At 33.3% G+C, this 21,255-nt stretch carries 21 protein-coding genes; 6 read left to right on the forward strand and 15 right to left on the reverse strand.

Annotated elements, in window-relative coordinates:
• Positions 1–7 precede the first annotated feature (7 nt).
• The gene (locus F9279_RS10835) at positions 8–667 is read right to left on the reverse strand and encodes a potassium channel family protein (protein ID WP_152112865.1); all 660 of its coding nucleotides are present in this window, start codon (positions 665–667) and stop codon (positions 8–10) included.
• A gap of 230 nt (positions 668–897) precedes the next feature.
• Here F9279_RS10835 and F9279_RS10840 point away from each other — a divergent pair, with 230 nt between their 5' ends.
• On the forward strand, positions 898–1,752 hold the full coding sequence (locus F9279_RS10840; RefSeq protein WP_152112867.1) for a mechanosensitive ion channel family protein: 855 nt from the start codon (positions 898–900) through the stop codon (positions 1,750–1,752).
• A gap of 188 nt (positions 1,753–1,940) precedes the next feature.
• Here F9279_RS10840 and F9279_RS10845 read toward each other — a convergent pair whose 3' ends face one another.
• From F9279_RS10845 to F9279_RS10865, 6 genes are all read right to left on the reverse strand, one after another.
• The gene (locus F9279_RS10845; RefSeq protein ID WP_226793429.1) at positions 1,941–3,077 is read right to left on the reverse strand and encodes an N-acetyldiaminopimelate deacetylase; all 1,137 of its coding nucleotides are present in this window, start codon (positions 3,075–3,077) and stop codon (positions 1,941–1,943) included.
• 115 nt (positions 3,078–3,192) lie between these two features.
• Complete coding sequence (gene dapD, locus F9279_RS10850) at positions 3,193–3,903, reverse strand: 2,3,4,5-tetrahydropyridine-2,6-dicarboxylate N-acetyltransferase (protein WP_152112869.1); 711 nt, start codon at positions 3,901–3,903, stop codon at positions 3,193–3,195.
• 88 nt (positions 3,904–3,991) lie between these two features.
• Positions 3,992–4,894, reverse strand: a complete 903-nt coding sequence (locus F9279_RS10855) for a LysR family transcriptional regulator (RefSeq protein WP_152112871.1) — start codon at positions 4,892–4,894, stop codon at positions 3,992–3,994.
• An 80-nt stretch (positions 4,895–4,974) separates the two neighbouring features.
• Complete coding sequence (gene cbpB, locus F9279_RS10860) at positions 4,975–5,424, reverse strand: cyclic-di-AMP-binding protein CbpB (protein ID WP_152112872.1); 450 nt, start codon at positions 5,422–5,424, stop codon at positions 4,975–4,977.
• Between the two features lie 66 nt (positions 5,425–5,490).
• Positions 5,491–5,631, reverse strand: a complete 141-nt coding sequence (locus tag F9279_RS25160) for a hypothetical protein (protein WP_226793432.1) — start codon at positions 5,629–5,631, stop codon at positions 5,491–5,493.
• Between the two features lie 152 nt (positions 5,632–5,783).
• On the reverse strand, positions 5,784–6,020 hold the full coding sequence (locus tag F9279_RS10865) for a YkuJ family protein (protein ID WP_152112873.1): 237 nt from the start codon (positions 6,018–6,020) through the stop codon (positions 5,784–5,786).
• A 286-nt stretch (positions 6,021–6,306) separates the two neighbouring features.
• On the opposite strand from F9279_RS10865, the gene F9279_RS10870 reads away from it, so the two are divergent.
• A complete protein-coding gene (locus tag F9279_RS10870; protein WP_152112875.1) occupies positions 6,307–6,546 on the forward strand; it encodes a glutaredoxin family protein in 240 nt (79 codons plus the stop codon).
• Between the two features lie 2 nt (positions 6,547–6,548).
• Here F9279_RS10870 and F9279_RS10875 read toward each other — a convergent pair whose 3' ends face one another.
• Together F9279_RS10875 and F9279_RS10880 are read right to left on the reverse strand one after the other, a co-directional pair.
• A complete protein-coding gene (locus tag F9279_RS10875) occupies positions 6,549–7,211 on the reverse strand; it encodes a DUF3993 domain-containing protein (RefSeq protein ID WP_152112876.1) in 663 nt (220 codons plus the stop codon).
• A 199-nt stretch (positions 7,212–7,410) separates the two neighbouring features.
• Complete coding sequence (locus tag F9279_RS10880; protein WP_152112878.1) at positions 7,411–8,628, reverse strand: EAL domain-containing protein; 1,218 nt, start codon at positions 8,626–8,628, stop codon at positions 7,411–7,413.
• 251 nt (positions 8,629–8,879) lie between these two features.
• Here F9279_RS10880 and F9279_RS10885 point away from each other — a divergent pair, with 251 nt between their 5' ends.
• A complete protein-coding gene (locus F9279_RS10885; protein WP_152112880.1) occupies positions 8,880–9,611 on the forward strand; it encodes a C39 family peptidase in 732 nt (243 codons plus the stop codon).
• Positions 9,612–9,865: 254 nt separating this feature from the next.
• Positions 9,866–10,333, forward strand: coding sequence for a YkyB family protein (locus tag F9279_RS10890; protein ID WP_152112882.1), 468 nt, complete (start codon positions 9,866–9,868; stop codon positions 10,331–10,333).
• Positions 10,334–10,403: 70 nt separating this feature from the next.
• On the opposite strand, the gene F9279_RS10895 is transcribed toward F9279_RS10890, so the two are convergent.
• Positions 10,404–11,309 carry a chemotaxis protein gene (locus F9279_RS10895; protein WP_152112884.1) on the reverse strand — a complete coding sequence of 302 codons (906 nt, stop codon included), beginning with the start codon at positions 11,307–11,309 and terminating at the stop codon, positions 10,404–10,406.
• A gap of 140 nt (positions 11,310–11,449) precedes the next feature.
• Entirely contained in the window at positions 11,450–12,751 is a 1,302-nt protein-coding gene (locus tag F9279_RS10900; protein ID WP_152112886.1) for an MFS transporter, read from the reverse strand.
• A gap of 499 nt (positions 12,752–13,250) precedes the next feature.
• On the opposite strand from F9279_RS10900, the gene F9279_RS10905 reads away from it, so the two are divergent.
• Together F9279_RS10905 and F9279_RS10910 are read left to right on the forward strand one after the other, a co-directional pair.
• Positions 13,251–13,430, forward strand: a complete 180-nt coding sequence (locus F9279_RS10905; protein ID WP_152112888.1) for a hypothetical protein — start codon at positions 13,251–13,253, stop codon at positions 13,428–13,430.
• A 132-nt stretch (positions 13,431–13,562) separates the two neighbouring features.
• The gene (locus F9279_RS10910; RefSeq protein ID WP_152112890.1) at positions 13,563–14,717 is read left to right on the forward strand and encodes an aminotransferase A; all 1,155 of its coding nucleotides are present in this window, start codon (positions 13,563–13,565) and stop codon (positions 14,715–14,717) included.
• A gap of 89 nt (positions 14,718–14,806) precedes the next feature.
• Here F9279_RS10910 and F9279_RS10915 read toward each other — a convergent pair whose 3' ends face one another.
• The 4 genes from F9279_RS10915 to F9279_RS10930 all read right to left on the reverse strand — a co-directional run bounded on the left by F9279_RS10915 (position 14,807) and on the right by F9279_RS10930 (position 20,771).
• Entirely contained in the window at positions 14,807–15,685 is an 879-nt protein-coding gene (locus tag F9279_RS10915) for an NAD(P)-dependent oxidoreductase (RefSeq protein ID WP_152112892.1), read from the reverse strand.
• A gap of 128 nt (positions 15,686–15,813) precedes the next feature.
• The gene (locus F9279_RS10920) at positions 15,814–18,462 is read right to left on the reverse strand and encodes a cation-translocating P-type ATPase (RefSeq protein ID WP_152112894.1); all 2,649 of its coding nucleotides are present in this window, start codon (positions 18,460–18,462) and stop codon (positions 15,814–15,816) included.
• Between the two features lie 324 nt (positions 18,463–18,786).
• On the reverse strand, positions 18,787–20,505 hold the full coding sequence (gene ptsP, locus F9279_RS10925) for a phosphoenolpyruvate--protein phosphotransferase (RefSeq protein WP_152112896.1): 1,719 nt from the start codon (positions 20,503–20,505) through the stop codon (positions 18,787–18,789).
• Positions 20,505–20,771: a phosphocarrier protein HPr gene (locus F9279_RS10930; RefSeq protein WP_152112898.1), complete on the reverse strand. Its 267-nt coding sequence runs from the start codon at positions 20,769–20,771 to the stop codon at positions 20,505–20,507. Before F9279_RS10930 ends, ptsP begins: the two co-directional genes overlap by 1 nt.
• Between the last annotated feature and the right edge of the window lie 484 nt (positions 20,772–21,255).

Consider the following 21,255-nt stretch of genomic DNA (forward strand, 5'->3'; position numbering starts at 1 on the left):
CCAATCTTTAAGACATAACCTTCTTCTCAAATCGAGTTATATCAGAATCTGCTCCAATAACAATTAAAATATCATTTTCTTTAATAAGCTCTGTAGCCTGTGGAGAAACCATAATTTCTTGTTCTCTTTTTATTGCAACAATAGTAATACCATAACGAGCACGAATGTCTAAATCTAATATCGAGCGTCCATCAAGCTTATGACTTGCTTTAATTTCGACAATACTATGTTCATCCGATAACTCCAAATAGTCTAATACATTGTTAGAAACAATGTTATGAGCAATACGTTTGCCCATATCTCTTTCAGGATGAACAATTGCATCTGCTCCTATTTTTTTCAAGACTTTTTCGTGGTAATCATTTTGTGCCTTTACTGTTATATGACTTACACCTAGCTCTTTTAGCATAAGGGTTGTTAAGATACTAGCTTGAATATCTTCTCCAATTGCAACAATTACATGATCGAAGTTACGGATACCAAGACTTTTCAATACAGACTCATCAACAGAATTACCTACTACTGCATGTGAAACCAAATTAGCGTATTCATTTACTTTTTCTTCACTTTTATCTATTGCCATAACTTCCATGCCAAGTTCTGTTAGTTCTTTGCAGATACTCCCACCAAATCTACCTAAACCTATAATTGCAAATGCTTTACTCAACTTTAAATCCTCCAAACATAGTAGATCAAACAAATTTCCTTACCTAACTTAAGTTAACCTACCTACTTGACTTCTTGATTTAGTAACTAATGTTACATTACTCATTAATACTAACATATTAATAATGATTGTACTATATCTCTCTATGTGTACATTTTTTTAAGCTTCTTTGTTTAATTCACAGCAATTTAGGGAATAACTCAATGAAAATTATCATAAAGGAGACCATTATGACAACATGGAATTATTTGAAAGATTACTTAACAAATATCGATTGGGTTACATTGCTACTTTCAATTGGCTTAGTAGCACTTAGAATTCTAATTGTTCTAATCATCTACATAGTTATTAAAAAGATTTCTAAAGCTTTTGTTAGTAGATTATTTGAGACTTATACCCAAAAAAACGCTATCTCAAAAGGAAGAGCATTTACTCTTGAGAGTTTAACAAATAACTTAATTTCCTATCTGTTGTTTTTTATTCTAATCATTACTATTCTTCAATTATTTGGCATAAATGCAACTGCTATATTAGCTGGAGCTGGAATCATTGGCTTAGCTGTAGGTTTTGGCGCACAAGGGTTAGTTAGTGATATTGTAACAGGCTTTTTCTTACTATTAGAAAGACAGTTAGATGTAGGAGATTTAGTGACCATTGCTGCTTTTTCAGGTACAGTGGAGCAAGTGGGTCTACGAACAACTCAGGTACGATCAGCAGATGGTACCCTTCATTTTATTCCTAATCGCGAAATAACATTATTAAGCAATCATTCTAGAGGAGATATGCAAGCATTAGTAGATATTGTGGTGTCTAATAACAATGATATCCCTAAGACAATTGAAATTCTACAAAAAGCATGTGATTCTATCGCGATGGATAATCCTGCTATAACGGATGGTCCAAATGTGATAGGAATACAAAATTTAGGAGTAGCAAGTACTACTATTCGTATTCTTGCTAAAACAGTTAATGGAGAACAATGGGGAATTGAACGTTTAATTAAAGAAAAAGCAGGTATTTCTCTCGAGGAAAACGGAATTAAAAAACCGGAAACTCCCTTTATTATTGGAAACGATAAAGGCTAAATTGACATAGAAAATTTCAATGCCTAATAAGCAGAATCAGTAATCAAAAATTTATTTTCCTTGCATTTGCTAGAACAAATGCACTACAGCTAAAGAAAAACCTAAACAATAATACAAATTTCAAATGAATTTCGTATTAGTTTAGGTTTTTTCAAATTCCCACTTTAAGAATAATCTATTTACTCATTTCAGCTTCCCTTCTCATTACCTTTCCTTTTTAAATAAGAGGAGAGTAATTGCACAGCAACTTCCAATGCATCTTCTTTTGGATTTAGTTTACTATGATGTAGCCCGTAAGGTGAATCCACGCCTAACCAAAACATAAAACCAGGAATTTCTTTCAGCATATAACCAAAATCTTCTCCAGTCATTGCTTCTTGACATTCAATTACTTCTACATTTGATTCTGTACGGGTAAATTCCATAAATTCTTCCGTAAGTTTTTCATTATTAAATACTTGATAATATCCACTACCAAAATCAATCTTAGCCGAACAATCAAAGGCAATTTCAGTCCCCTTAACAAGGGATTGTACACGATTTTTCACCTTATCCATAGCCTTGCTAGATAAAGTACGCATAGTACCTTCTAATCTAGCATTTTCTGCAATTACATTTTGAACAGTCCCTCCTGTAATTTTACCTATAGTAACAACAGCACTTTCTAAAGGATTAATATTTCTAGAGACGATTGACTGTAATTGAGAAACTAACGAACAAGCAGCAACAACCATGTCATTTGTCTGATGAGGATAGGCAGCATGTCCTCCCTTACCTTTTAAATCAATAAAAAGCTCTGATGTATTAGCGAATAACAAACCCGGTTTTAGAGCAATTGTGCCAACTGGATATTCTGGAGCAATGTGTAGCGCGATGATCATATCAGGTTTCCATTCCTTAAATTCATCGCTTTTTAACATCGGTTCTGCGCCACCTGGTCCTTCTTCTGCAGGTTGAAAAATAAATACAACATCATCATCCACTGGATTTTCAATAAGATGTTGAAGAACCCCTATTGCAATTGTCATGTGAAAATCATGCCCACATGCATGCATTTCATTAGCATGCATAGAGGAGAAAGAAAGATTGGTTTCTTCTATAATAGGAAGGCCATCTATATCTGCTCTGTAACCAATAATCTTAGTAGGGTTACTTCCCTTAACCTTTACAAGAATACCTGTTTTCCAAGTTTTGATTTCGACTCTATCATTTCTTATAGACTGAATGATTTCTAAAAGTAATTTTTGAGTTTTAAATTCTACAAAACCAATTTCAGGTATTCTATGTAATGCTCTTCGAATTTCTACTAAACTCATTTGCTTCATATTATATCCCCCTTTATCTCCTGCTGTACTCTACTTATTCGGTCTTTTCTCAGTTTTTTTAGTCCTTAATGATACAAGAAATGCGTGGAAGAATTCCACGCATTTCAAACCTAACTTATAATTGACGAAGTTCTTGCATTATTTCTGTTTTCGCTCTTGTTTTATCATCAATTTCTTTAATTACTCTTGCTGGTGCACCTGCAACTAGCGTGTTAGCTGGAACATCTTCAAGAACAATAGCTCCTGCAGCAACAACAGAACCTTTTCCTACTGTTACACCTTCCACAACTACCGCATTAGCCCCAATTAATACATCGTCCTCTATAACAACAGGTTTTGCAGATGGTGGCTCAATAACCCCTGCTAAAACAGCTCCTGCACCAATGTGACAGTTTTTACCTACAGTAGCTCGTCCACCCATAATAACACCCATGTCAATCATGGTTCCTTCTCCAATAACTGCCCCGATATTAATAACTGCTCCCATCATAATAACAGCATTATCACCGATTTCTACTTGGTCACGGATAACTGCACCTGGTTCAATACGTGCTTTAATATTTTTCATATCCAATAAAGGAATGGCAGAATTTCTACGATCATTCTCTAATACGTAATCGCTGATTTTATCTTTGTTTGAAGCTAAAACTTCTTTAATTTCATCCCATTCTCCAAATACTACACCAGAATTTCCGCTTAAGAATGTTTGAATATTATCGCCAAATGTCACTGATTCTAAATCACCTTTTACATAAACCTTTACAGGTGTTGACTTCGTACTATTTTGAATAAATGAAATAATTTCATTTGCATCCATCATTTTCATTTGCTTTACCTCCAATATGTATATATAACACTAAATTTTACTTTACCAAACAAAAGTAGTGAAAACAAGTCATAAATTCTCGTTTTCGCTACTCTAACCTAAAACTACTTATTTTTTGTTCTTCTAAATATTCATTAACAATCTGTAAAAATGCTTGAACTTGTTTAAGATGAAAAGACGCTTCATAACCAATTAACCAAGTTGCACGTTTAATTGGTTCATTATGATCATTATATAAAGGAATCTTCGATAAAGTGCCTTCTGCTTTTTGAAGAGCAATTGATGGCAAAATACTATAACCGATTCCATTAAAAGAAAGCTGTTTACATGTTTCTATTTGATCTACAATTATTGTATTTTTAGGAGGTATTTGAAAGTTTCTATGCCACCATACTTGAATTTCTTCATAATAGTTAGAGTCACTTTTAAACTGGATAAAAGGTCGATTAGTGTGATGCAAATCATCTAAGTTCTCAATTTCTTTATCTACTAAATATAAAGGATCATCAAATAAATGTCTTTTTACTCCTTTCCAATCCGAAGCACCTCTAACTATACCAATGTGCATACTCTCTTCCGTAACCGATTTTATCATCTCACTACTCCACCCAGTTACAAGAGATATTTTAGCTTGAGGGTAACGCTCCACAAAACGTTTTAAAACAGCTGGCAACCAATTCTGACCAACTATGCTTGCGACAGCAAGTTTTAATGTACCATATACTTCCTCTTTTAGTCCGTGAATAGACTCACGAACTTCTTCCTCTTTTTCAAGTGTATTCTTTGCAAACTCTATTACCAATTCGCCAGCAGGTGTTAAGGTTAGCCCTCTTTGAGAACGAATAAATAAAGAAGTTCCCCACTCCTTTTCAATCGTCTGTAACCGCTGTGATAATGCTGGTTGAGTAACAAACAATCTCTCTGCAGCTTTACGCATATTCATTTCTTGTGCTAACACTGTTAATAATTGTAATTCAGAAATTGTAGACATAATTATGGTTCCTCATTGTTATTCATAGCATACTTGATAATAAGGGGTTTTAAAGGAGGAGGAGTTAGCAGTTATATAGATTATTTCTCTTGGAAATTTTGATGTAAATAACCATTTAATCTTTTTAAAATAGCTCTTCTAGTTAAGATTCCGTCAAAGTATCCTTCTTCGTCTTCCACACAAATAAAAGGATGATCAACTAAATGTTTAATTATCTCTAAGAAAGGTGTATTTAAATGTACTATTGGATTATCTGTTAACATGACACTCTCTACTTTAAACTCTTCTAATTTTTCAAATTCAATTCGTTCTAATCCTAATATACTTTCCATAATGATGGGTACACTAATAAGCCCATGAAGCTTATATTGTGCATCTAAAACAGGAATAGCAGAATAACCACTTTTTGTTAAAACGAGTAGGGCATGTTCTAAACTATTACCTATTTGAACATGTGCAACTCTTTCAGAAGGAATTAATAAATCTTTCCATAAGACATCTAAAAACTCTCCGCTGTGAATACTCGCCATAGCCGAAAACTCCCTAATATTATTTTATCAACCTTATTTTAACATAGTTCTCGGCATTATGCTTCTTTAACCCTTACTTGTTTTAATGTTCTTAATTACTAACTGACATTCCTTACATTGAAAAATAACATTCTGATTAGATTGAGCAGTTAACACATTTTCTAAGTCCTCTTTATGAAAACATTCTGGACATATGACAGTTGGCATCATGGTTATTCACCTCCATAGTAGTATAGTATTTTCTTCTTTCTCGCTATCATACAAAAAAAGTTGCTTTCTAAAAAGAGAACTAAACATTAAATAGGAAAATATCCTATGTCTAATCTTCTTTCTTTGAAAACAACTTTTCTATGTGTAGCTTATTGAATTAAGTCAAAAATTTCAATTGTAATCATATCAACATTGTCAAATTGATATCTTTTTGGTTTTTCTTTATCATTATATACTTCTAATTCAAATGTTTCTGTTTTTGGATGAAATGTTACTTGACATTTTCTTTCTCCATTTACCTCAAAGAAACGCTGACTAGGTTCTCCCCCCGTAGCCTGCTCTTGTAAATTTTTTAATCTTGTTAATATGCCTTGTAATTGTGACATGCTCTCTCTCCTTTCAAACAAACCTAGTATTACATAGGTTTCACTATTAGCATGTTTCTATACACTTTACTAACTAATTTTCCAATCAATTCTTATTTTGTGTAAATGCCAATAATAACAGAATAAAAGATTGTAGAGAGTTTGTCCAAATAAAACTTTAAAAAAACACATCTTTTTTTAATAAAAACGATAAATCAAAGAAAGATATCACCTTGCACATACAAAAGAATTGCTAACTAATAGCATTCTAGGTATGATAGATGAAGAAAGAAAGGGAGGTATTGTCATGCATAAAATTATTCTTTATACACAGCCAGATTGCCCTCCTTGTGAATACTCTAAATTATTTTTACAAGAACATGGCTTTGATTTTGAAATAAAAGATATACAAAAAGACCCTATTGCGAAAAAGGAATTAATAAAGAAATATCAGTCTTTTTCGACACCGACATTCATTATTGATGACTCTGTTATTTATGGATTTGATCTGGAGAAAATAACTACAGCTCTAAATATTGAAGTATAGGGTTAAAAAGCATAAACCGAAATGGATTGACTACTAGCGCTATTTGCATATCTTGTTTTGTCTATATTCGGTTTTTTCATTTTACTAGCATAATTTTTACCGCTTGTTTTCTGACCAAACCAAATGTCATACGGCATATAGATAAGCCTATTTAGACGTTTTTCTCTTGTTTTTTTCATTGCCTTAACTTCTCTATCATTAAGCTCATTCGTTACAAGCCAATGGCCATTTATGTTACTAAGAAGCAACCCCTCATAAGAGCCTTTATATTCAACACCATCATAATGGATAGAATCATGAAAATCATAAACCAATATCTTATCTTCACCTATTTCTACCTTCGTACTGTTAGAATACTGAAAATACGGTATATAGTTGGTAGAATAAATACTTCTATATGTACGATATTCTCCGTTTGTTCCTTCTAAATTATCCTCTAAGAATGCTAGTATATATTCTCTATTGAAAAAAGGCGATAATGATTGTTCCATTTCTTCTAATGTCCTTGCCTGTTTATTTAATGATACTTGGGCATTAAAGGCTTTTCCTAAAAATGTAATTACCTCCTCTTTACTAGTTAAAGAAGATTCAGCCTTCACGTCGGGAGTATAACAAACAAATAATAGCACAATACCTACTAGAAAGATGGAATATGTATATTTCAAGAAAAATCATCCTTTCTATTTGTTAGGTTGTTTTTCACATGTCTAATTGTTATAAGTATATGTTCATTTCAAAACTTACATAGTACGGTAAGTAGCATGTTCAGATTTAATCTTTCACTCATAAAAAGCGATATATTTTCTTTATTCCCTTTTAAAACAGTAAAAAACCAGAATAAAAGGAAAATTCCCTTTATCCTGGTTAATTTAGCAATAAATCCATTTTATCAAGAAAATTATAAGACAAATCTACAAAAAGATACTCTTTTGAATTTAATGGATAGGAGTATGTCCTAACCGTTTCACCTGTTTCAATGTCACTATAAATATCGGATAGTATCCCCTTTTTTTCGTTTCTCATTTTAATAATATTTTCTAAGAAATATGGTCGCCAACTCCAATTTTTATTCATATACTCTGGCTGCAGAATCCAACTAGAATCTACCTTATATATATTTGCTGACTTTTGCTGGCCATCTTCATCACAAACATACATTCTAAACGCAATATCCCTTAAATCATCTGTTAAATATTTAAGCAATTCTTCATACGTTGTGTATTTTCGATTTTTTACTAAAAGTTCATTCATTTTCACTTGAAAATCTTCTGTAATAGTAAATATAGCTGATAGTTTTTTCTTTTCTGCTAAGATAAATTCGTGAAATAAACTTCTTAAGGTTTCTTTTCTACTAGAACGAGAAATAAAGTCTTCTTCAGGATAGTGTAAATAATACCCTTGGTAATACCTCCCACCATTCTTCCAAGCAAATTTTAATTGATACACCATCTCTATATTCTCAAATAATAATGTAGCTCCAATTTTCCTAGCTAGCATCGAAAGAGAAAATAACACATTTTGGTATGTATGTGAAGTAGAAGTAGAGCGTAGTGCAAGAAGATCAATTTTTAAAATATCTGGCGCTAACTCTCCTATTCGATCTAAGTAACTACTTTCGCTGCCCATTTTATCAATAGCAATCTTAATTCCATATGTACGATAATACGTCAAGAGATGATCTAAATGATAGTACTGTCCATTATAATTTCTTTCTGAAATCTCAAGCACAATTCTGCTAAGACTTATCCCCTTCTTTTCATACTCTAACAATGTTTGTAAGAATACTTCTCCATCATCGTACATTAGTAAATCAGCATCTCTATTAATAAACAGCAAGACATCTTCCTCTAAGGTAAGTGCCTTCTCTAAAGCCTTTGTAAGAATAACGTGATCAACCTCTTGTTTATACTCTTCAGGTATTTCTCCATCCAAGAAAAATTCTCCAAGACTTTCCATACCATCTTTACCATAGTATCTTCCTAGCACCTCATAGCCAATAACTGATTGCTCATCTGCACTAAATATCGCTTGAAAGAAAGGGATGACATGATCTAAATCAGACAAAATATCTAATGCATCCATATTTCGGGAGCCTCCCTTCTATAACTCGTAGTCGGACACATCATGTTATATCAACTGATTATTTTATACCAGAATAATCCACATAAAATATTTTTAATCATTATACCATATAGTGTTAAACAGAAAGAATGGGTAGAAAAGAGAAATTTTAAGTACACCAATATACAAACATCTCTTGGAAAGATGATGGTTATAATCAGCTAGATTTTTCGTCATATTAAAAGTAGGAGTTGGCATAGAAAGAGGAATATATGTATTTGTTAAAATTACTACTGTTCACTATACCTTTGCTTCATGTGTTTCAGCCTTTATGGGAGCAAACAGCTTCTAATTCAAAATCACCTAATTATGAAAACCTAACATATGAGGTCACAAAACCTATAAGCAGTGAACATGTGTTACTCGACGTCCCTCTCATCAATCAGAACCCTGAATTAAAATATGGTTGTGAGGTTACAAGCTTAACCATGGTTTTAAACTATGCAGGTGTAAAAGTAGATAAACTTGAGCTATATAAAAATATACAAAAAGACACCGATTTATTGGTCAGAAAGAATGGAAACATTATTAAATGGGGAGATCCTTCCGTAGGTTTTGTAGGAGATATGACAGGAAAGAATCCTGGGTATGCAGTATTTGATAAACCAATGGAGGATTTGGTGAATAGCTATCTACCTGAGAGAGCGGTGAATCTAACAAATTACTCTTTTGCTGACTTAGAAAAGCATGTAAAAAATGGCTATCCTATTGTAGTTTGGACAACTGGTGATTATAAATTACCTGATAGATGGGAAGAATGGGAACATAATGGAAAAATAATTAAAACACCGTTAGATCTTCATGCTGTTGTATTAGTGGGCTTTAATGATCAATTTGTTTTCTTAAATGACCCATTATCTGGACGGAAAGATGTAAAAGTAAATAAGCAACGGTTTATTGCTTCTTGGCAAGCACTAAAATCTAGAGCCATAAGCTACAGATAAAGCTTACAGGTACCACTTCAACTAGTGGTGCCTATAAAGTATTACATACTATGCTTCTCTTTATAAAAATATGGCTAAAACTTTTTATACATCTAGTGCTATCCTTCTTCAAGATGAACCACTCATCAGTAGTAAAAATAGTCATCTGCACCTCGAATAAGGGACTATGATATCTAAAACTACTATCTGCTAGTTTTTCCAAGATAAAAATAGTATAATGACAAATATAGCAATGGAGAAAGGAGATTTTAGATTTGAAAAATAACTTTCAAAAGCATCCACCACCTTTAAAACTAACAACAGAAAACCTCTTACAAGCAATATCCGTTGTCAATAGACATGCAAAGACTGCCACTAACCCTAAATTTTTATACAGGCTAAAGCAGGATAGTTTACACAAGCTAGTTGCAGAGGGTAAAGCAAAGAAAATTGGACTACACTTCTCCAATAATCCTAAATATAGTCAGCAACAATCCGATTTGTTAATTGAATGCCAAAACTATACATTTCACCTTCCTCCATGTAAAAAAGATTTTGAGGAGTTACCACATTTAGGATCTCTTAATCAAAGTATACGAAATCCGAAATCAACTCTTTCCTTAACTCAAGCAAAAAAACTCTTATCTCAATATACAGGAGTAAAAGAGTTACCAACAAATAACCCACCACAGCAAAAAAAATACCAAAAACCTGTTTTCAAAAAACTCGGTGAAAGTTATTAATTTCCCTATAGAAAAAGCCAATTTTCCTCTATATCACTATTACGATATAGAGAAAATTGGCTTTATTCATTTACAAAATAATTCTATCAATAATCTGTATAAGCTCATTAATTTCTGGCTTACTTACTTGAGCATTTGCTCCAACCACTTGACCTTTATGTCTTAAATCATCTGTTATTAAAGAAGAGAAAATAACGATAGGTAGACCAGCTAAGTTACTATCTTCTTTCACTACTCTAGTTAAATGGTGTCCGTCCATTTGTGGCATTTCTATATCTGTAATCATTAATTGAACAATATCTTCCAAGTTCTTCCCTGATTCAGCACTATTTTTAAGAAATGTTAAAGCGTCGCGACCATTTTCAAAGAATTCAATCTGATAAAATCCTGCAGCATTTAATGTGTCTTCTAGTAATTTTCTTAATAGTGGAGAGTCCTCTACTACCATTAATTTTTTATTACTTCTTTCTCTATCACCTAATTTTTTTACTTGCTGTACATTGATTCCTGATTCTGGATTGATTTCTACCACTATCTTTTCAAAATCTAATAGTAGAATCATTTCACCATTCAACTTTACAACACCAATAATTTGACTATTTGCACCATAATAAGTTTCTGATGGTTTTTCTATATCTTCCCATGAAATACGGTGTATTTGAGTAACATTATGAACATGGAAAATGATTTTTGTTTTGTTAAATTCAGAAACAATATATTTGTCTTTTTCAGGTTGATCAGAAGGTGGATATCCTAACACAGTTGCAAGGTTTACAACAGTTAACACTTCTCCTCTTAATTCAATAATTCCTTCCACATAGGGATGGGAATGAGGAATGGGAGTAATAGGAGCTGGATTAATGATTTCTTTCACTTTAATAACATTAATTCCAAAGTTATTTCTTCCTACATTAAATTCAACAATTTCTAATTCATTTGTTCCACTCTCTAAAAGAATCCCTTTATCTTTCTTCATGTTTTTGTCCTTTCCTTACAAGCTATTATCAGCTTGTTTAACACAGATTAAAAAACTTACTTTTTATATCGGCAAAAGCTATCTGTTCTTACAGTATTCATCTATAATTTCCTAGGAAAAAGTTCCTTTAAACTTATTATTTATTCCTCTTTGATTCTTGCATGAACAATTAGTCCAATTATTGTGAGAATTATAAGGGATCCAAGAGCCATACGGCTTGCTATATTGCCTAGATCTGCAAATATTAAAGTGATACTTCCATAAAGCAATGGTCCAATAATAGAAGATACTTTTCCTGAGAAAGCAAATAATCCAAAAAATTGCCCTCTTTTATCTTCTGGAGTTATCTCAACAATATACGTTCTAGTAGTTACCCACATGCTTCCTAGCGCAATTCCAAATAAACTACCTGCAACCCAGAACAATGCTTGACTCCAAGCAATAGTACCTATAATTAAAGCTACTACCATTAAAATTCCGACATATCGAATAGATAGATAAGCTCCTCGATTCTTTGTGATATAACCAAATACAAATGAACCAATAATACTGGATATAGTCGAAACTAAATAAAGGGAAATAAATTGACCAGTGCTAAATCCTACAATCGCTTTAGCATAAACAGACATCATAGCGACCGTTGTTGCAATCGCATCATTTAAGAAGAAGTATGCAATCATAAAGGTAAAAATCTTACGGTATTTCTTTAACTGTTTAAACGTCTCTATTATTTCTTTATAACCAGAGAGAATAGATTGTTTTTCAACCACTTGTTTTGGTGTATCTTTTATAAAGAAAAATAATGGCAAGGAGAGTAATAAAAATAAAATTCCTGTTGGAATAAAGGATTGCTGGTATTGTCCATCGTCAATAAAAAGATAGACCGTTAAACCTATCAATGTGCCGATATAACCAACTGCCACACCAAAACCAGATATTAGTGGTATTTGTTCCTTATTTCCTAAGTCGGATATCATCGTATCATAAAATACTAAGCTAGAATGATAAGTAAATTTTGAAAGAACAAAGAAAAGAATAACTAAAGCAAGTGATAACGGAATACCAAATAGCGAGCCACTATCCTCTAAATTAGCCGATAACCCCATAGCTATTGTGCCAATCACAGTAAGAAGTGTCAGTATGATAATATATTTTTTCTTTTTACCAGTTCTATCCATAATCACTCCAAATAAAGGAGAAAATAGCACTAAAAATAAGCTTGCAACACTATTTGCATAAGAAATAAAGGTAGAAGCTATTTGATTTTGTGTTTCGTTTGTTCCCACCACTTCTTGTAAGTATAAGGGGAAAAATATCGTATTTATATTAGATGAAAATATCGTGTTTGCTGCATCATATAAGGCCCAAGATATAATTGGCAAAGTAAAATACAGAGCTAGCCCCTTTTTTTCTAATCGTTGCTCCTGTTTTATAGGTTCCATTATGTATATTCCGCCTTTCATTGTTTATAAGGTTGTAGTACACCCACCTTTATTTTTTACTAGTTATATTTGTTTTCGCAAAGATTAGCATGGAAATACTGTGAGACACAACTTCTTTAGAAAGCCTGATACCCGGATGCCTTTAGAGTGCTTTATAAGCATCCTGAAAGCAACTCGGAACAAACTTGTTATAAAGCTTGACCGTATAATAATCATCATTACAGCTAATGATTAATAATTGGTAAACATTTCTTCTTCTACTCATAATAAATGGAAATTATTAATCAAACAACCTTTTTTATGTAAAGGTTATATGGAATCTAATCTTATTGAAATAGCAGGAAATTACCGAGGCTGAATTAATTTATGACTATTTCGTGAAAATTGTAACAATCAACTATACGAATTAACTCCTTATGAATAAATTAATCATAAGAGTATGAGGAAATAATTAGGAAAAACAAGATACATTTATTATATGTATGAGGAGTGAAACAAATTGAAAGGAACAGCTATTCTTATTCTTTCTGATCTATCCATTAAAGTGATTGAGCATATCGATATTACCAATTGGAACAATCTGTCAGATGACAACATTTTTCACCAAAAGCAAGTGTTGAGCGAAGATGAGAAAATATATTTACTAGCAGAAGAAATTGACTGGGAATATGGTTATTAAAGAGAGGAATACTTCTATAAATACGTGAGACAGAGACATGTTCTCTGTTTTTATTTTATGGATAGAATATGTTCAAGAAACACCGTATTTGTTATGATAAATAGAAAGAATGAAAGAGATGGGAGAAAGCATATGGAACATTTAATTAATAAAAAAGTGAAGAATATTGAAATTTCTGGTATACGGAAATTTTCTAATTTAGTAGCTGGGAAGAAAGATATGTTGTCATTAACAATTGGGCAGCCTGATTTTCCTACTCCTTTACATATAAAAGAAGCAGCAAAGCACGCGATAGATGCTAATTTCACTTCTTATACACATAATGCAGGTGATTTAGACTTACGAACAGCTGCTTCTTCTTTTGTTCATAAAAAATACGGATTAACCTATCAACCAGAAACAGAAGTAATCGTAACTACTGGAGCAAGCGAAGCAATAGATATCGCTTTTCGCACTATATTAGAAGAAGGTGTCGAGGTTATCCTACCAGGTCCTGTTTATCCAGGATATGAGCCTATTATCACCTTAAGTGGTGCGGTTCCTGTATATGCGGATATACGTGAAAATGCATTCCGTTTCACAAAAGATATCATAGAAAAGTATGTTACGGACAAAACAAGATGTATCGTTTTACCTTATCCATCTAATCCAACGGGAGTTAGTTTATCCCAACAAGAAATTATGGATATAGCTGCATTTCTTGAAGACAAAGAAATTTTTGTTTTAGCAGATGAAATTTATAGTGAATTAATTTATGATCAAGAACATGTTTCCATTGCAAAATATTTACGTGAAAAAACGATTGTAATAAATGGATTATCTAAATCTCATAGCATGACAGGATGGCGAATAGGGTTATTATATGCTCCTAAATATCTCAGTGAACAAATCCTTAAAGTACATCAATATAATGTTACTTGTGCTTCATCTATCTCACAGAGAGCAGCTTATGAAGCTCTAACGACAGGAATAGATGACGCCATACCTATGCGAGAAGATTATAAGAAACGTCGAAATTATATTTTTAATCGCTTATCTACGCTTGGCTTAGATGTAGTAATGCCAGATGGTGCTTTCTACTTCTTTATTAAAGTGCCAATTCCACACATGAACTCCTTTGAATTTTGCTTAGACTTAGTAGAAAAAGTTAACCTTGCTGTAGTACCAGGGAGTGCTTTTTCACCATTAGGAGAAGGATATTTCCGCATCTCTTTTGCTTATTCTATGGAGACATTAGAAGAAGCATGTAATCGACTAGAACTTTATTTAACTACTCCTACTAACTAGTCTTTTGTTTTATGATGAGAAAAAAAGATCCATTAGGTGGTTTGACTTACAGCCTCCTAATGGATCTTAATAGAAATTAGTTACATCTATTACTTATTCCAGTATTTATATAAAGCCTGTGTACCACTTTCATCTTCCCCTAAAGCAGAAAGACGACTATATAAGCTTTCAGCCAGTGCTAACCCTGGTGTTTCCATCTTCATTTTCTCTGCCTCTTCTAAAGCGATTCTCATATCTTTAATAAAATGCTTAATGTAAAAGCCTGGATCAAAATCACCCTTGATCATCCTTGGAGCTAAATTACTTAGAGAAAAACTTCCTGCTGCTCCAGAGGAAATGCTCTTTAATACTTTTTCTGGATCTAATCCAGCCTTTTCTGCATAAATGATGGCTTCACATACTCCAATCATGTTAGAAGCTATCGCTATTTGGTTACACATTTTCGTATGTTGTCCAGAACCAGCTGGTCCTTGATGAACAATATTCGTTCCTAAGCAAGAAAGCACAGGATAAATAGCTTCGAAAGCTTCAGAATCCCCACCAATCATAATAGATAACTTAGCATCTCTTGCTCCAATATCTCCACCACTTACAGGAGCATCTAATGTATAAATGTTCTTCTTGTTTGCTTCTTTATATATTCTTTTCGCAAGTGTAGGAGTGGAGGTAGTCATATCTACTAAATAACTACCTGCTTTAGCATGGTTAATAAGTCCATTTTCTCCTAAGTATACTTCTTCTACATCTTTCGGATACCCGATGATTGTAATGATAATTTCTGCTTTTTGCGCTATCTCTGCTGGACTATCAGCCCATTTAGCACCTTCTTCTAATAATTCTTCTGCTTTACTCTTAGTACGGTTATGTACTATTACTTGGAAACCATCTTTCATTAAGTTTCTTACCATACTTTTACCCATAACGCCAATACCAATAAATCCAATAATGCTTGTCTTTACAGTTGACATGGAACCAACTCCTTTTCTATTTATAGTATTAAACATTTACAAAGAACAGTCTACTAAAAGTAAGAAGACTATTAAGATTCTCCTTCTATTTTTTTGTAAGGAAGAATCTTAATAGTCTTTTTCCATGTTTATTTTGCCATAAACTTCACTTGAATTATTTTACTTATTTCCATTAAAATAACTGCTCCTATTGCGAGAAGTGTAGCTATTAACCATTCATTGAAACCAAAAGTTGCTGGAATCGCAAATACTCCTCTTGCAAATGGTAAGATTGTGATAAGATAAAGAACAAAACAAATACCTACAGCACCTAATACATATTTATTCGAGAATGGCCCAACTCCAATGATTGTTTGCGTATTAGATCGTGCAGCAAAGGTTTGAAGTGAACGCGAAAGAATTAGGGTTGTGAATGCCATCGCTACTCCCAATTCCTCTGAATGCTGTAAGCCGATGTAATGAGAAACAATTACAGCTGCACCTATTAATATTCCTCTAGTTACAACTGATCTTAACGTTCCTCCTGCAAATATACCTTCATTTACGTCTCTAGGCTTTCGCTTCATTACGCCTGGCTCCGATTTTTCCATACCTAAGGCAATCGCTGGTAAAGAATCATTTACTAGGTTGATGAAAAGAAGTTGTAGAGCTGTAAATGGATTAGCCCACCCTGCTATTACCGCAAAGAGAATAGCAATAATCGCACCAAAGTTACCTGCAAATAAATATCCTATCGATTTCTTAATGTTATCGAATACTGTTCTACCAACTCCAACTGCATTAACTATTGATACAAAGTTATCATCTGTTAATATCATATCGGCAGAATCCTTTGCAACATCTGTTCCACTTCCCATTGCAATACCGATATCCGCTTGTTTTAGTGCAGGAGCATCGTTTACACCATCTCCTGTCATTGCCACTATTCGATTTTTCTTTTGCCACGCTTTTACTATTCTTATTTTATTTTCTGGTGAAACCCTAGCATAAACAGAAATGCTTTCCAATTTTTTATCTAATTCTTCCTCAGATAGTGCATCTAATTCCTGTCCCGTTAATGCCATATCTTCTTCATTCATTAGTCCTATTTTACGACCGATTGCTTGTGCTGTTGTTTTATGATCTCCAGTAATCATTACTGTTCTGACACCAGCATTCTTCGTATGTTCAATTGCTTCATACACTTCGTCTCTTGGAGGATCCATCATTGCAGTTAAACCAACTAAAGTGATTTCTTGTTCATCCTCAATGGTAAGTGTTTTCTTACTTTCAGGTATAGATTTATAACCATATGCTAAGACCCTTAAAGCTTGATGAGAGAAGTTTTCATTTGCTTCTTGTAACTTGGTCAACCAATCATTGGTTAACTCTTTTTCTTCTCCATTGATTAATATCTTAGTTGCCCGATTGAACATAACATCTGGTCCACCTTTAATGAGCATAAGGTGTTGACCATCGATAGTATTCAAGGTAGACATTAGTTTACGATCCGAATCAAATGGTAATTCAGACTCTCTTTTATAGTGAGAGCGAACTTGTTCGTAATCCCTTTTTCCACTATCATTGTAGAAATTGATCAGTGCAACCTCTGTTGGATCGCCGATTTCTCGATTATCTTTATTTATGTAGGAATCATTACATAATACTGCAATTTGAAGTAGAAGTCGTTCAGATTGATTCCAATCCGATTCATTAGCAGGGATATGTTCTTTTGTTCCTTCTGGAATAAAGTAATCTGTTACAGTCATTTTATTTTGGGTTAGTGTTCCAGTTTTATCCGTACAAATGACACTAGTAGAGCCTAACGTTTCAACAGCAGGAAGCTTTCTAATGATCGCACTCTGTTTTGCCATCTTATTTGTACCAACTGAGAGTACAATTGTTACTATAGAAGAAAGAGCCTCTGGTATCGCTGCAACTGCAACAGCTACTGCAAATAATAAGGCATTTAAAATGGAAGTTGTAACATCAACAGTTTCGTCACCTAACCAGATTCGGGCTGCTTGAATAGCAAATATAACAATAGATAATAGAAGAATTCCTACTCCTAATTTCTTACTAAAGTCTGCTAGCTTTTGTTGCAGAGGCGTCTGTTTCTCTTCAGCTGTATTTAGTAAGTCAGCAATTTTCCCAATCTCTGTTTTCTCTCCAGTTCCTGTAACAACATATGTAGCTCGACCGTAGGATACTAGAGAACTGCTAAAGACCATATTTATACGGTCACCAAGTGCTGCATCTTCCTTAATAACAATATCCTGCTTCTCAATAGCTTCTGATTCTCCAGTTAACATTCCTTCATTAACTTTTAAAGAACCACTATCAATAACACGCCCATCGGCTGGAACATAATCTCCCGCTTCCAAAAAGACGATATCTCCAGGAACTAATTCACGTGCAGGAATAGTCATATTGGTATTATCTCTTCTTACTTTCGCTTCAGGTGCACTCATGCTCCTTAAAGCATCTAATGAACTTTCCGCTTTTTTCGTTTGTATCACACTAATGACCGAGTTAAGTAATAATACAAGAAAAATGATAATGGACTCGACAAACTTTCCCATTATAAGCTGAATTACAATTACTACTAATAATACAATAACCATTGGATCTTTAAATGTTTCCAGAAACAGCTTCCAAACAGGCATTTTTTCTTTATCTGGTAACTCATTATACCCATCTTTCTCAAGACGAGTTTTTACATCTTCAGAAGAAAGACCATTTGCTGTAGACTGAATTTCTTGTAGAACTGTTTCTTTTTCCTTTTGATAGAACTCCATTTCTTAGCATCCAACTCCTTATATGTTTATTTACCTAACATCCAGCTACCCCTTTTTTACATTATGCCAGAAAATAATACTTAACTCCTAACAATTTACTTCCCTTAACATAATTAAAATAATCCAAAAATATTTGCAGTTCCTTTAATAGCTTCCCACTTTCATATCATATCAACCCTAAATTATTTAAATTCAATAAAAAAACTGACTAGAATTCTCTAGTCAGTTCATAAGGGGAAAAATGAGAATAGCGTTAAGCTAACAAATTAAGTAGCTATTGCTATTTTTATTTTTCCCCCTATATAAATTTGCTAAACCACTTTATTAAGAAAGTTTTGTAGCAGCCTTAACAGCTTCCATAACTTCCTCAGTAGTGGACATTTGAAGTGCTTTTGCAGCTAATTCTTGCATTTCTGCTTTAGATAGCTGTAGGATTTGTGATCTAGCTTTTAAGATAGATGTTGCACTCATAGAGAACTCATCTAAACCTAAACCTAATAACAATGGAATTGCAGTCTCATCTCCAGCCATTTCTCCACACATACCTGCCCATTTACCTTCTTTATGAGCTGCATCAATAACCATTTTAATTAGACGTAGGATTGATGGGTTATATGGTTGGTAAAGGTATGAAACACGCTCATTCATACGGTCTGCAGCCATTGTGTATTGGATTAAATCATTTGTACCAATACTGAAGAAGTCTACTTCTTTTGCAAATTGATCTGCAAGGACAGCTGTAGATGGAATTTCAACCATGATTCCTAATTCAATTTTCTCCGCTACTGTAACGCCTTCAGCAAGTAAATTAGCTTTTTCTTCTTCAAGTAAAGCTTTTGCTGCACGGAACTCATTTAATGTAGCGATCATCGGGAACATGATTTTCAAGTTTCCGTATGAGCTTGCACGCAATAATGCACGAAGCTGTGTACGGAAAATATCTTGCTCTTCTAAGCATAGACGAATAGCACGGAAACCTAAGAATGGGTTCATTTCTTTTGGAAGATCAAGATATGGAAGTTCTTTATCTCCACCAATGTCTAATGTACGAACAACAACTGGTTTACCTTTCATGCCTTCTAATACCGCTTTGTAAGACTCAAACTGCTCATCTTCTGTTGGAAGTTGGTCTCTTCCCATGTATAAGAATTCAGTTCTATATAGACCTACAGCTTCTCCACCATTGTTTACTACACCCTCTAAGTCATTTGGTGTTCCAATGTTAGCAGCAAGTTCAACATGAACGCCGTCAGAGCTTACTGTTTTTTCATTAACAAGCTTGGCCCATTCTGCTTTTTGTTCTTCATATTGAGCAGCTGTTTTCTCATAACTAGCTACTACTTCTGGAGTTGGATTAATATGGATTTCACCTTTTAATCCGTCAACAATAACTAAATCGCCATTGTTAATTTCTTCTGTTGCTTTTTTCGTTCCAACTACTGCTGGAATTTCTAAAGAACGAGCCATAATAGCAGAGTGAGATGTACGACCACCGATGTCTGTTGTGAAACCCTTAACAAACTGACGGTTAAGCTGTGCTGTATCAGAAGGAGTTAAATCTTCTGCTACTACAATTACTTCTTCAGAAATCATGCTTGGGTTAGCTAAGTGTACGCCTAAAAGATGAGACATAACACGTTTTGTCACATCACGGATATCAGCAGCTCTTTCTTTCATATACTCATTATCCATTGATTCGAACATCGTGATAAACATATCAGTCGTTTCTTTTAATGCAACTTCTGCATTAACAAGTTCTGCTTTCACTTTATCTTCAATAGGTGTGATTAATTCTGGATCACTTAAAACTAATAAATGTGCTTCAAAGATAGCAGCTTTATCAGCTCCAAGTTCGTTATGTGCTTTTTCACGAATAGCTTCTAATTCGCCTTTCGCTTTGCTTAAAGCTTCTTGAAAACGGTTGATTTCCAAGTCAGCATCAGCTACAGTCGTTTTTTCAAAAGAAAGATCAGGTTCTACTAGGCGATAAGCTTTGGCAATGGCTATTCCACTAGATGCGGCAATTCCTTGTAAGAAACTCATTATTCTGCTAAACCTTCTTTGTTTAAAGTTTCTTGTAATCCGTTAATAGCTTCTTGCTCATCGCTACCGTCAGCAATAATTTTAATTTCTGCACCTTGGCCAATACCTAAAGACATAACACCCATGATAGATTTAAGATTTACTTTTTTATCTTTGTACTCTAATTGAATATCTGCATCAAATTTGCTTGCAGCTTGTACTAATAATGTAGCTGGTCTTGCATGAATTCCTGTATCTGCAATCACTTTAAATTGTTTTTCTAACATAAATGAATCAAACTCCTTCAAAATAATTTAAATAAGATGTGAACAATTTCGTATACTTAGTTAAACTTAAAAGCCCAAAAAGCAAAGGAAAACTCTTGCTTATCCATAATTAATATATAACTTTATTCCTACCATTGTAAACTGAAAGCACCTTATTAAGTAATAGTATTGTTAAGCAACAAAGAGCACTTCGTATACAACTCATTACTAGCATTTTCTAAAATTCATAAGAAAATGTAATAATATAGATTAAAATATGTAGACAAGTTAAGTTTATATAAATACATCTCAAAACAAAGGATAGCATTTCTTTTAATTCAAGACAATCAAAAATTATCAATCCATACAAAATAATTAACAATAGTATTAAATAATATATATAGTAGCTTAATAAATAATGAAATCTTTGTGAATTTTTTTCATATATCTTCCTAACTCAATTCTCTCATCACAAAAGCACTTGAATTATATGACAAAAAAGTTT

It is taken from the genome of Bacillus sp. B1-b2, assembly GCF_009183415.1.
Classification (GTDB): domain Bacteria; phylum Bacillota; class Bacilli; order Bacillales; family Cytobacillaceae; genus Niallia.